The organism is Actinomadura sp. 9N215, assembly GCF_044326345.1.
GTDB lineage: Bacteria > Actinomycetota > Actinomycetes > Streptosporangiales > Streptosporangiaceae > Spirillospora.
In genome coordinates this window covers 187,344-200,927 of sequence record NZ_JBIRBA010000018.1, presented here as the reverse complement: position 1 = coordinate 200,927, position 13,584 = coordinate 187,344, and the positions used below count along the sequence as shown (strand labels likewise).

General features: G+C 74.7%; 5 protein-coding genes. 1 reads left to right on the top strand and 4 read right to left on the bottom strand.

Annotation, left to right across the window (positions count from 1 at the left end; genetic code table 11):
• Window positions 1-75: 75 nt before the first annotated feature.
• The gene (locus ACH34T_RS27835) at window positions 76-5,817 is read left to right on the top strand and encodes an acyltransferase domain-containing protein (RefSeq protein WP_396023869.1); all 5,742 of its coding nucleotides are present in this window, start codon (window positions 76-78) and stop codon (window positions 5,815-5,817) included.
• Here the strand turns inward: ACH34T_RS27835 and ACH34T_RS27830 are convergent.
• From ACH34T_RS27830 to ACH34T_RS27815, 4 genes are all read right to left on the bottom strand, one after another.
• On the bottom strand, window positions 5,801-8,623 hold the full coding sequence (locus ACH34T_RS27830) for an AAA family ATPase (RefSeq protein ID WP_396023868.1): 2,823 nt from the start codon (window positions 8,621-8,623) through the stop codon (window positions 5,801-5,803). The genes ACH34T_RS27835 and ACH34T_RS27830 overlap by 17 nt on opposite strands.
• Window positions 8,620-9,489 carry a hypothetical protein gene (locus ACH34T_RS27825; protein ID WP_396023867.1) on the bottom strand — a complete coding sequence of 290 codons (870 nt, stop codon included), beginning with the start codon at window positions 9,487-9,489 and terminating at the stop codon, window positions 8,620-8,622. The genes ACH34T_RS27830 and ACH34T_RS27825 overlap by 4 nt, the downstream gene beginning before the upstream one ends.
• A 64-nt stretch (window positions 9,490-9,553) precedes the next feature.
• A complete protein-coding gene (locus tag ACH34T_RS27820; protein WP_396023866.1) occupies window positions 9,554-13,273 on the bottom strand; it encodes an ABC transporter ATP-binding protein in 3,720 nt (1,239 codons plus the stop codon).
• A gap of 6 nt (window positions 13,274-13,279) precedes the next feature.
• The gene (locus tag ACH34T_RS27815) at window positions 13,280-13,543 is read right to left on the bottom strand and encodes a ferredoxin (protein WP_396023865.1); all 264 of its coding nucleotides are present in this window, start codon (window positions 13,541-13,543) and stop codon (window positions 13,280-13,282) included.
• Window positions 13,544-13,584 lie beyond the last annotated feature (41 nt).

The window sequence follows — 13,584 nt, the reverse complement described above, 5'->3', positions numbered from 1 at the left end:
AGGGGATCTCTAGGGGGTGTCCTATGGCCGATTAGGGGATTCTCTTACCACCAATTCTCGGGACATAGTCAGGACATGGTGCTGACGGAACTGATCAGGCCGCTGCACGAGCTGCTGCGCGATCGAGCCGGGTCCCGTGGAGACGCGACCGCCTTCGCCGACGGCCACCGCCGCGTGGGCTACCGCGAGCTGGAGGTACGCACCGGACGGATCGCGGGCCACCTGGCCGGGCTCGGGCTGGACCGCGGCGACCGGGCGATCATCTTTCTCAACGACGGCGTGGCGATGGTCGAGTGCTATCTCGCGATCGCACGCGCCGCGGCCGTCGCGGTCCCGGTGGACCCGCGCTGCGCCGACGCTGAACTGGCCCATGTGCTCGCCGACAGCGGCGCACGTCTGGTGATCACAGATCCGGTCCGCGCCGCCCGGTTGCGCGCCCTGCCCGTGCCCGCCGGTGCCTCGCCACCGCTCGTCGTCCTCGCCATGAGCCCTGACGCGGACGGTGCCATGAGCGATGACGCGGACGGTGTCAGGGGCGATGACGCGGACCGATCTCCGTCGTTCGAGGCGCTCGCCCGGTCGGCGCCCCCGGTTCCCGCCCGCGACGACCTGGGGCTCGACGAACCCGCCTGGGTCCTCTACACGTCAGGAACGACCGGACGGCCCAAAGGCGTGGTGTCCACCCAGCGGAGCTGCCTGTGGGCGGTGGCGGCCTGCTACGGGCCCGTACTGGGGCTGTCCGATGAGGACACGGTCCTGTGGCCGCTGCCGCTGTTCCACAGCCTCGCGCACGTGCTGTGCGTACTCGGCGTGACGGCCACGGGCGCGAGCGCTCGCCTGATGCCCGGCGCCTCGGCGGAAGAGGTGCTCACCGAGCTTCGCGGCGGCTCCTACACCTTCCTCGTGGGCGTCCCGTCCCTTTACCGCCTTCTGCTGGACACCGCTGAGCAAGGCTCGGGCGAGCGCATCACCGCGCCGCGCGTCTGCCTGGTCACCGGCGCGGTCGCGTCGGCGTCCCTGCGCGAGCGGTTCGCCGGTGCCTTCGGTGTTCCGCTCCTCGACAGCTACGGCAGCACCGAGGCGTGCGGGCCGATCACCATGAGCCGTCCGGCGGATGACGGCACTGCCCCGCCCGAATCCTGCGGGCGGCCGATTCCCGGCCGCCCCGTACGGATCGTCGATCCGGACACGGGTCTCGACGTCGATACGGGTTCCGAGGGCGAGGTGCTGGTCCGGGAAGGGCATCTCATGACGGGCTACCACGGCCTGCCAGAGGCGACCGCCGCGGCACTGCGCGACGGTTGGTACCGCACCGGCGACCTGGGACGGCTGGGCACCGGCGGATTCCTCACCGTCTCCGGGCGCCTCGACGACGTCATCATCCGTGCCGGGGAGAACATCCATCCGGCCGAGATCGAGACTGTGCTGAGCACGTGCCCCGGCGTCGTCGACGCGGCGGCGACCGGACGCGACGACGAGATCCTCGGGCAGGTCCCGGTGGCCTACGTCGTGCTGGACGACTCCGTGGACGCCGATCCGTACGAACTGCTCGCCGCGTGCGCACGCCGCGTGTCGGCGTTCAAGGTCCCCGAGGCCCTCTACGGCGTGCCGAGCATCCCACGGACCGGCTCGGGCAAGATCCGGCGACATCTGCTGCGCGAGCGTCCCGCCCGGCTCCTGGCCGCGCGCGGAACGGCTCACCGGCCTGCCGGGCCCGCGGCGCCGCGGGAGGCCGATGATCTGCTCGGCCTGGTACGGGCCGAGCTGGCGCGGCTCCTCGGGCATCCGGAGCCGGACGCGATCGCCGCCGACCAGCCCCTGGTCCTCGCCGGGCTCGACTCGACGACGGCGGTCCGGCTCGCGCGGCGGCTGTCCGCCGCCACCGGCCTGGATCTGCCGCCGACTCTGGCCTTCGACCATCCGACACCCGCCGGGATCGCGACACGCCTGCGATCCGGACCGGACCCGGGAACCACAGACCCGGGAACCACAGACCCGGCCACCACAGACCCCGATGCGGCGGAGCCGGTCGCCTCGCACGTGGAGCCGATAGCGATCATCGGCATGGCGTGCCGGCTGCCGGGCGGCGTACGCTCCCCCGACGACCTGTGGACGCTGCTGGAAAGCGAAACCGACGCGATCACCGCGTTCCCCGGGGACCGCGGCTGGGACGTACCGGTCATCGCCGACGGCGACGCCGACCGGGCGGGCACGATCCGCAGCCGGGGCGGCGGCTTCCTGGAGGACGCCGCGGACTTCGACGCCGGCTTCTTCGGCATCGGGCCGCGCGAGGCGACGGCCATGGATCCTCAGCAGCGGCTGGTGCTGGAGACCTCCTGGGAGGCGTTCGAGTCGGCTGGTGTCGTTCCCTCAGCACGGCGGAAGGGACGGACCGGGGTTTATGTCGGCGTGATGACGCACGACTACGCCGCCGGGCTCGCCGGAGCGGTCGAAGGCGACATCGAGGGGCATCTGGAGACGGGCACCGCGTCCAGTGTCGTCTCCGGCCGTGTCGCGTACACGCTGGGGCTGACCGGGCCCGCCGTCACGATCGACACGGCGTGCTCGTCCTCGCTGGTGGCGGTCCATCTCGCCGGTCAGGCGCTCCGCGAAGGCGAGTGCTCGCTCGCCCTGGCCGGGGGCGTGACCGTGATGGCCACGCCGCGGACGCTCGTCACGATGAGCCGCCTGGGAGCGCTGTCGCCGGACGGGCGCTGCAGGGCCTTCGCGGCGTCGGCCGACGGAACCGGGCTGGCCGAGGGCGCCGGCATGCTGCTTCTGGAGCGATTGTCGGACGCGCTGGGCAACCGGCGGCGGATCCTCGCGATCATCCGCGGGTCCGCGGTGAACCAGGACGGAGCCTCCAACGGCCTGACTGCGCCGAGCGGCAGTGCCCAGCGGCAGGTGATCCTCGACGCGCTGCGGCGGGCCCGCGTTCCCGCCGCCGAGGTCGACGCGGTGGAGGCGCACGGCACCGGCACGCCGCTCGGCGATCCGATCGAGGCGGCCGCGCTGCGGGCCGCCTACGGCACGGACCGGCCCGCCGACCGTCCGCTGTGGCTCGGCTCGCTGAAGTCCAACCTCGGGCACACGCAGGGGGCGGCGGGCGTCGCCGGAATGATCAAAATGGTGATGGCGATGCGGCACGGGCTGCTGCCGCGCAGCCTGCACGCCGACGAGCCGACCCCGCACGTGGACTGGGCCTCGGGACCGGTCCGGCCGCTGGCGAAGGCCCGTCCGTGGCCGGTGTCGGGACGGCCGCGCCGGGCGGGGATCTCCTCGTTCGGGATCAGCGGGACGAACGCGCACGTCATCGTCGAGCAGGCCCCCAACGCCCGCCCCACGCCGACCGCGCCCGACAAGGGGCCGGTGCCGTGGCTGATCTCGGGGGCGAGCGAGGCCGCGCTGCGGGCACAGGCGGGGCGCCTGCTCGACCACGTCCGCGCCCACCCGGGTCTCGGCGACCTGCGGGTCGCGTTCTCGCTCGCCACCGAGCGCACCCAGCACCGGCACCGGGCCGCCGTCGTACCGGGCGATCTGGACGCCCTCGACGCGCTCGCACACGATCTTCCCGCGGACGGTCTCGTCGAGGGGACGGCGGAGACCGGTGGCAAGACCGTCTTCGTCTTCCCCGGGCAGGGCTCGCAGTGGGCCGGGATGGGCGTCCGGCTGCTCGGCTCCGCGGTGTTCGCCGAGCACCTGGAGTCCTGCGCCGAGGCCTTGGCGCCGCACGTCGACTGGTCTCCGCTCGACGTGCTCCGGGCCGCACCGGGCGCCCCGTCCCTGGACAGGACCGAGGTCGTCCAGCCAGTGCTGTTCTGCGTGATGGTGTCGCTGGCCGGACTGTGGCGTTCGTTCGGGGTCGAGCCCGACGCCGTAGTGGGCCACTCGCAGGGGGAGATCGCCGCCGCGCACGTCGCGGGAGCGCTCCCGCTCGCGGAGGCGGCCCGGATCGTGGCATCGCGCAGCCGGATCCTCGCACGGGTCTCCGGGCGCGGCGGCATGGCGGCGTGCGCGGCCGGGGCCGTCGCCATGACGGAGCGGCTCGCCCCCTACGGGGACCGCCTCTCCGTCGCCGCGGTCAACGGGCCGCGCTCGGTCGTCGTCTCCGGCGACCTCGTGGCGCTGAGCGAACTCATGGCCGAGTGCGAGCGCGACGGCGTCCGCATCCGGCGCGTCCCGGTCGAATGCGCGGCGCATTCGGCCCAGCTCGACGGCTTGCGGGAGCCGCTGCTGGACGCGCTGGGACGAATCGACGCCCACGCACCCCGGATCCCGTTCTTCTCGACGGTGGACCTGTGCTGGATCGACGGGACGGACCTCGACGCCGCCTACTGGTACCGCAACCTGCGCGGAACGGTGCGCTTCCAGCAAGCGACCGAGGCTCTGGGCGAGTCCGGGCATCGGGTGTTCATCGAGGCCAGCCCGCATCCCATCCTGACCACCGGGATCAGCGAGACGCTCGAGCCGGCGGTGACGGTCCCCTCACTGCACCGCGAGGACGGCGGGCTCGACCGGTTCCTGCGGTCACTCGCGGAGGCCCACGTGCGTGGTGTCCACGTCGATTGGGCCCGATGCCTTCCCCAGGGCGCACAAGGAGTGCCTTTGCCGACGTACGCGTTCCAACGACGCCGGTATTGGCTCGCCCCGGCCCAACCGACGCACCTGGACGGTTCGCTCTCCGGAGACGTGACGCCGCTCTCCGGAGACGTGACGCCGCCGGCCGAGCCGCCCGTGGACCCGCGAGGTACCGATCTCGTCCGGCTCGTCCGCACCCGGGTCGCGCAGATCCTCGGGCATCCCGGTGCGAGCGCCGTCCCGGCCGACGTTCCGTTCAACGACGCCGGGCTCACCTCCCTCGGCGCGACCGCCTTGCGCGAACGGCTGGGGAAGGCGACCGGCCTGCGGCTCGCCGCGACGGTCACCATCGACCACCCCACCCCGGAATCGCTGGCCGGGCACCTGCGGGAACGGCTCGGCTCCGCGGCCGGCGACGTCACGGGCCATCACGATCCGGCCCCGGGGCACGACCCGGCCCCGGGGCTTTACCGGCTCTACCAGCGCGCACGCGAGCAAGAGAGGTTCGATGTCGCCGAAGACCTCCTGCACACCGCGTCCCGTCTCCACCCCACCTTCGGCGAGGCGGACGGTTCGGCCACCCGCGAGCCCGTCCGGCTCTCACGTGGGAACGCGTCCCCTGCCCTGATCTGCCTCCCTTCGTTCAGGCCATGGTCGGGACCGCACGAATACGCGGGGCTCGCCCGGCATTTCGAAGGGGCACGCGAGGTCATCGCCTTCCCGCTGCCCGGCTTCGCCTCCGGGGAACGGCTTCCCGAGAGCGTCTCGGCACTGGCGAACGTGCTGGCCGGCGCCATCGCCGGCAACGCGGGCGGCTCGGAGTTCGTCCTGGTCGGCCGGTCGGCGGGCGGGTGGATCGCGCAGGCCGTGGCGGACCTGCTGCCGGGACTCGGATCGCCGCCCGCGGCCGTCGCCCTGCTCGACACACTGGAGCCGGAACGCGCGCAAGGACCGCGAGCGCGCGCGGCGCTCTGGGCACGCGAGGCCGTCGCCGGGCAGCCGGACGAGCAGGCACTGATCGCGTCCGGCGGGTACGGCCGGATCTTCACGGCGTGGCGGCCCGCGCACACCGGCCTCCCGATCCTGCGGCTCAACGCCGCCGACGGGCTCGAGGGGCCGCACGACCGGGAGCCCGGCGTCACGGTCCCCGGCGATCACTTCACCCTGCTGGAGTCGCACGCCGGGACCACCGCCCGAGCCCTCGCCTCCTGGCTGGCGACGCTCAGGCCGGATCGATGACCTCCACGGCCAGGCTCTCCGGCAGATGCGAACGGCGGCGGATGTCGAGCTTGCGGTACACCCGCGTCAGGTGCTGCTCCACCGTGCTGGCGCTCACGTACAGCTTCCGCGCGATCTCACGGTTGGTGTACCCCTGGGCCGCGAGGGCGGCCACCCGGTGTTCGGCGGCGCTGAGAGCACAAGCGGCATCGGCGTCCGCCGGACCGGCGGGGGCGGGGCCCGCCCGCATGGGCGCCAGCTCCCGGCAGAGCGGCTCGGCATGGCAGCCGCGGGCCAGCGGCCACGCACGCCGGGCGATCCGGCGCGCCCGGGAGGTGTCGCCGAGCGTCTGGTACGCGCGGCTCAGGTCGGCGAGAGCGTACGCGGTCTCCAGACGATCACCCGAAGCCTGGAGCGATTCCACCGCCTCCAGCAGCAGGCTCGGCCGCTCCTTCGGCGCGGCCGCAGCGGCCAGCAGACGGAGCCCGGCGCCACGGACGCGCGAACGACCGGGGCCCACCAGTTCCAGTTCCTCCTCGACGGCGGCGCGCGCCGCGTCCGGCTCTCCCATGCGCAGGTGCGCGAGAGCCACGGCGGATCGCCAAGGCAAGAGCCGTGGCAGGTCGATGCCCCAGCGGACCATCAGCTCCCCGCAGGACCGGAAGTCGGCCAGGGCGGCGTGCGGCCTGTCCCGCACCAGCCGCAGGTGGCCGCGCGCATGCAGGTATTCAAGGCCGGGCCACGTCTGGAACATGGCCTCGGGCACCGGACGGCCGAGCAGGGCCGCGGCCTCGTCATGGTCGCCCATGCGCGTCGCCGCCGTCACCCACGCGGCGAGCGGCACGCCCACCGTCGTCCCCAGCGAGTGCTCCGGCAGTGCGCCCAGCGCCGATCGCGCGTACCGGCGAGCGGCGGCCAGGTCGCCGCGGCGCACGGCGATCCGCGCCCGAAGCCCGGCGAGGGCGGCGAGCCAGACCGGCGCCCGCCGGGTCTCGGCCTGCACGAGGAGGACGTCGCAGAGCCGATCGGCGAGGACGGCGCGGTCGGCGCAGAGCAGGGCGGTGAGCGCGGTCGCCAACGGCTCCAGGGTCGCGTCGTCCAGCCGGGAGGACCGCACGATCTCCTCGAGGGCGGCGACGACGCCTTCGCCGCCGCCGTGCGTGAGAACCCGGTCGAGGAGGGCCGCCGACTGCAGATGAGGAGCGAGCGTGACCGCCGCGGGGCCGATGGCGGTCCTCGCACCGGACTCGGGATCGGCCTCCGCGCCGCCGCCGCACGATACTTCGAGCAGCGACGGGCAGGAGTAACGGAGCCACCCGCGCAGGAAGCCCAGCTCGATCGCGGCCCCGGCCTCGGCGGCGTCCGGTCCCGGGAGGGTGAGGCCGCAGAAGACCTCGCGTGCTTCGTCGAGGCGGCCGTGCCATACCAGGGCCCTGACGAGCATCGCTGACTCCGCGGCCGGCACGTGCCCGGACCGGGCGGCGACGACCAGCTCGGTCAGCCGCCGGGTCGCGGCGGCCGGGTCGGCGCGCCACTCGGCGGTGGCGAGCCGCGCGGTGATCGCGGCCCGGTCCCGGACGCCGACCTTGCCGCGCAGCGCCAGCGCGAGCCGTTCGGCCGCGGCCGTGGATCGGCCCGAGGCGAGCGCCCGCGCGGCCCCTTCCCGCAGGACCGCGACGCCCCAGGGTCCGGGCGCGCGGCCGGCCGCCGTCAGCTTCGCGGCCACCGCTTCGACGTCGGCCCCCTCGTCGTTCAGCAGCTCGGCGGCGTGCAGATGCAGGTCGGCCCGTTCCACCGCGGCCAGGTCGGCGAGCACGGCGGCGCGGGCGGTCGGATGCCGGAACCGGCCCGCGCGCAGCAGGCCCGCGGTGGTCAGCGTCTCGACCGCCCGCGCCGCCGGACCCGCGCCCGTTCCGATCAGCGCTCCCAGCCGACCGGGCGTGGCCTCGTCACCGAGCACGGCGAGCCCCCGCGCCGCCCGCAGCACGTCCGGCCCCGAGCGGTGCAGGCAGCCCACCACGGCGTGGCCGTACGCGGAGGCGACGCGCGGAGCCGCCGCCTCGGCGTAGGCGGGCTGGTCGGCGACCAGGGCGCGCACCAGCTCAGGGTTACCGCCGCTCACCTCGTGCCAGGTGGCCGCCGCCGGAGCGGCCGCAGCGGTTTCCGGCCGCCCGGCGAGGTATCGCGCGACCCCGTCCGGCGACAGCGGACCCAGCGCGACCTGGCGGCAGTGCGACTGCCGGAGCAGCTCCTCGCTCAGCGGTCGCCGTCCCCAGGGCGGCGTCACGCCCGCCGCCTCGCCGACGGCGAGCGCCAGCCGCGCCCGCCGCAGCCGCCGGGCGAAATACAGCAGGCACTGGCGCGAGAGCGGGTCGATGTCCTGCACGTCGTCCACGACGATCAGCACGGGGGCGGTCGCCGCCAGCTCCAGCGCCGTGCGCCAGAGGCCCTCGATGACCCGCGCGCCCGCCCCGTGCAGGAGGTCGCCGCCGTCCCTTCCGCTGGGAACGGCGAAGGACGCGCTCTCCGCGAGCAGAGCGGCCACCGCGGCCCGTGCGTCGGCCGGTGCCGCCGGGCCGCCGAACAGCTGGCTCACGACGCCCAGCGGCAGCGCGCGCTCCGCGCTCGATCCCACCGCGTCGAGCACGACCGCGCTCGCGCCGCCCGCCGCCCGTTCGGCGAAGCGGTGGAGCAGGGCGGTCTTGCCGCAGCCGACCGGGGCCGTGACCACGGCCGTCCCGCCCGTGCCCGAGACCGCCGCGCGCAGGACGTCCTCCAGCGCGCCCAGCGCGGCGTCGCGCTCGGGCCAGGGCTCCGCGCCCGTCACGGGCTCGGCCGGGACGGCTCGGCCGGGCCCACCGCGATCGCGCCGGGCGTGCCGCCGAGCTCGACGGTCGTCACGACGGACCCGGCGGCGTCGAGCACCGAGACGCTCCGGCCGTGCTGCTCGGTGACGTACACGCGGCTGCCGTCCGGCGCGACCGCGACGTTCTCCGGGCGGCGGCCGACCGGGATCGAGGCCACGGCGGCGGACAGCCCGGTGTCGACGACGCACACGGTGTCGTTGTAGTAGCCCGTCACGTAGGCACGCCGGCCGTCGGGTGCGAGCGCGACCCCGAACGGCCCCGGGTCCACCGCCACGCGGGCGGCCACCGTGCCCGTGGCCGCATCGATCACCGACAGGGTGCCGTCGCCGCGGGCCGAGTTCGTCACATAGACACGCGTGCCGTCCGGGGAGACCGCGACGCCGTTCGGATCGGCCCCCACGGCGATGGTCCCGCACACCGAGGCGGACGGCACGTCGAGCACATGGACCATGCCGCGGGAGAAGTCGGGAACGTAGGCGCGACCGCCGTCCGGCGAGAACGCGATGTTCGCCGGATTCCCTCCGGTCTCGATCGCGGCGACGACGGCCCCGGCCGCCGTATCGACGATCGACACGGTGCCGTCACGGTAGCCGGTCACGTACGCGAGACCGCCGTCTCCCGGGACCGCCACGCATCCCGGGCCCGCGCCGACCTGGACGGTGCCCGTCACGGCGGCGTCGGCGACGCCGATCGTCCACAGCCGTCCACCGTCGAAGTCGGTGACATGCACACGCCTCCCGTCCGGGGACACGGCGACGCCGTACGGTGCCGTGCCGGACGGCAACGTCCGGGCGAGCCCGCCGCCGGCGGTGTCGAGCACCGCCACGCCACCGCCACGCACCCGGGCCACGTAAACGCTGGACCGGCACATGATCGTTCCCTTCTCTCCGTCAGGCGGCGTCGGGGCGTCCGGCCGACCACAGCCGGGCGTACCGGCCGCCCGCCGCCAGCAGATCCCCGTGCCGCCCGCACTCGACCAGCTCCCCGTCGTGCAGGACGGCCACCCGGTCGGCCCGGGCGGCCGTGCTGAGCCGGTGCGCGATCACCAGCGTGGTGCGCCGCGCGGAGAGCCGATCCAGCGCGGCGAAGACGGCGGCCTCGCCGCGCTGGTCGAGCGCGGCGGTCGCCTCGTCGAGCAGCAGCACGTCCGGGTCGGCCAGTTCGGCCCGCGCGAGCGCGACGAGCTGCCGTTGGCCCGCCGACAGGCCCCGGCCGCGTTCGTCGACACGTTGCCGGAACCCGTTCGGCAACTCGCGGATCATGTCCAGCGCCCCCACCCGGCGGGCGGCCGCCTCGATCGCCTCCGGCGGGGCGTCCGGACGCGGATAGCCGATGTTGCCCGCGACGTCGCCGGCGAACAGATGCGGCTCCTGCGGCACCAGGCCGAGCCGGCGCCGGTAGGCGGACGGGTCGAAACGGCGCACGTCCACGCCGTCGGCCAGCACCCGCCCGCCCGTCGGCTCGTACAGCCGCGCGACGAGTTTCAACAGGGTGGACTTGCCCGCACCGCTCGCACCGACCACGGCCACGGTCTCGCCCGGAGCGAGGTGCAACGTCACGTCGCGCAGCGCGGAACGGTCGGCACCCGGGTAGCGGTAGGAGACGGCGTCCAGTGTGATCCCGCCGCGCAGCCGCGCCGGCACGGGGATCGCATGGCCACCGCCCGGAGTCGGCACCGAGTACGGGACGCGCAGCAGTTCGTCGATGCGCGACAGCCCTGCCTTGGCCCGCTGGAGCCCGTCGAGCACGTTCGACATCTGCTGGATCGGGTTGAGCAGCAGGCTGAGGTACAGGAGTGCCGCCATGAGCACGCCGGGACGCAGATCCCCCGCGGCCACCCGGTGCGCGCCGGCGGCGAGCACCGCGAGCTGGGCGACGTCCGACGTCAGCGCGACGAACGGAAGATAGGTGGCGATGTACCGCCGGGCCCGCAGTCCCGCACGGCGGTAGGCGTCGCTGTGGCCGTCGAACCTGGCCGCCGAGCGCCCTTCGCCGTTGTGGGCCTGGGAGGTCCGCAGGCCCGACAGGCTCTCCTGGAGATCGGCGTTGACCGCTCCGATCCGTTCCCTGGACTCGGCGTAGGCGTCCGCCGAGAACCGGCGGAAGACCCAGGTCGCCACGGCCACCGCGGGCAGCACCGCGGCCGCGACCGCCGCCAGCGCGGCGTCGGTGGCCAGCAGCGCCACCGCGATGCCGACGCAGGTGAGCGCGCCGACCACGGCGTTCGCCAGACCGGTCTGCACGAAGCTGGTCAGCGCCTCCACGTCACTGGTCATCCGGGTCGTGATCGCGCCGGACCGGTGTCGCTCGTAGTAGTCGAGCCCGAGTCGCTGCAGCTGCGCGAAGCTCCGCACCCGCACCAGGTAGAGGAGCGACTCGCCGGCACGCGCGATGACGACCGTCTGGGCCGCCGAGGCGAGCCCACGGGCGAGCGCGACGGCGACCGCGAGGCCTGTCGCCAGGGCCAGCGCGGACGCGGCCTCCTGACGCACACCGGCGTCGATCCCCATCCGCACCAGGGCGGGCACGGCCAGGGCTCCGGAGGCGTCCAGACCCATCAGGACCACGGCGGCCAGCAGCCCGCCGCGTACCGGCCGCAGCAGCCGGCTGAGGGGGAACGGGGGTTCCGGCGCGCGTACGTCGACGGCGCCGGGAACGCGTGGCTCCTCGGTCGCGGGCGGCAGCCGTGTCACGTCCGGGGCTCGCACACTCATGGGCGGGCGGGCGCCGGCCCCGTTCGCCGCGACCGCGGCGGCCGCAGCGGAATCCGTGACAGGCCACAGGTCACGATCTTCGGCCGACGGCCCTGGCACGATCTGGCCGTCGCCGCCTTCGAGGCGTTCCCCTGGGCCTTCGAGGCGTTCCCCCGGCCCGGCCAGCAACGCGGAGAACAGCGCGCAACGCGCTTCGAGCTCCGCCCACGTGCCGACGTCGACGATGCGTCCCCGATCCATGACGGCGATCCGGTCCGCCAGGGCGAGACTGGACCGCCGATGTGCGACCAGCACGGTCGTCCGGTCCCGGGTCACCTTCTTGAGGGTGGCGTGGATGGCCGCCTCGGTCGCCGTGTCCACGGCGGAGGTGGCGTCGTCCAGCACCAGCACCCGCGGCGCGGTCAGCAGTCCCCTGGCCAGTGCGATGCGTTGCCGCTGCCCGCCTGACAGGGTGAGCCCGCGTTCGCCGACGACGGTGTCGTAGCCGTCCGGTAGCGCCCGCACGGTGTCGTGTACCTCCGCCGCGCGCGCCGCGGCCTCCACCTCCTCGGGCGTGGCGTCCGGCCTGCCGTAGGCGATGTTGTCGCGGATCGTGCCGGAGAACAGCACAGGGTCCTCCATGACGACGCCGACCGCCGACCGGAGACTGCGCAGTTTCAGGTCACGTACGTCGGTCTCGGCGCCCGGCGGGCCCACCCGCACGGACCCGGCCTGCACGTCGTAGAAGCGCGACAGCAGCGCGGACACGGTGGACTTCCCGCACCCCGCCGGGCCCACGAGCGCGAGGGTCTCGCCGGGACGCACCTCGATCGAGAAACCGTCCAGCACCGGCGGGGAGTCCTCGTACCCGAACCGCGCGTCGTCCAGCCGGAGCCCGAGCGGCCCCGGCGGCAGATCCACGGCGCCGGGCGCCTCGGTCACCTCCGGTCGCAGATCGATCAGCTCGTAGACGCGCTCCACCGCCGACCGGCTCGACCGGCTGATCAGGAAGAGCGTGGCGACGAGCCGGACGGGCCCGAGCAGCAGGGTGACGTAGGCGGAGAAGGCCACGAACGTGCCGAGGCTCAGCCGGCCCTGCATCGCCAGCAGGCCGCCCAGGCCGAGCATGACCGCCTGACCCAGGGCCGGCACCGCGACCAGCAGGCCCGACGGCCGGGCGGTCAGCCGCGCCGTCCGGACCCGCACCGCGTACAGCCGGCGCGCGGCCCGCTCGAACCGGCCGACCTCCGCCTCCTCCTGCCCGAGGCCCTTGACCACCCTGACGCCCTCGACCGTCTCGGTGACCTGCTGCGCCAGCACCGCCGCCTGCTGCTGCGCCGCCCACGAGGCCGAGAACAGGGCCGCCGCCGACCGCACGGTCACCCATCCCGTCGCCCCGATGACGGCCAGCGCCACCGCGGTCATCGGGATCGACAGTGAAGCCATCGCGGCGAACGCCACGGCGGCCAGCACCGCGGTTCCCAGCATCATCGGCAGCGCGGTCACCAGCCCCTGGAGCATCTGCAGGTCGGTGGTCGTCCGGGACATCACCTCCCCGGTCCGCAGCCGGTCGTGCCGCCCGCCGTCGAGCCGCTGGATCGAGGCGAACACCTGGCGGCGCAGGTCGTGCTGGACGTCCAGCCCGAGCCGGTCGGCGGCGTACTTGGACGCGAACGACCCGGCGAAGCGCAGGCAGGCCAGGGCGGCCAGCACGGCGCCGAACAGCAGGAGCCGGCCGGTACGGCCCCCGACGGCGTCGTCGACCACCTGGCGGACGATCAGCGGCCCGACACCCTCCAAACCGATGACCAGCACGGCGGCCAGGCCCGCCAGGGCGCAGGCGGCCGGATGGCGGCGGCACTCGCCGGCCAGGCGGGCGAGCCAGTGCCGGTACCGCGGCGCGGTGGCGTCGGCCATCGGCCGTCAGTCCTCACTGAGCCAGATCGCGCCCGAGGGGCACAGGTCGGCCGCCTGCCGCACCGCGTCGCCGTCCGCGCCCCGCACCTCGTCGCCGTCCGCGCCCCGCACCTCGTCGCCGTCCGCGCCCCGCACCTCGTCGCCGTCCGCTCCGGGGTCGGTGGCGCGCACCACCACCAGCCCGTCCTCGTCCTGGTCGAAAAGGCGCGCGGCCGACAGCACGCACTGTCCCGCTCCGACGCAGCGATGCCTGTCCGTTGAGATCCGCACGTGTACCTTCCCTTCTGCTGTGCGATGGCCCGCGGTCACCG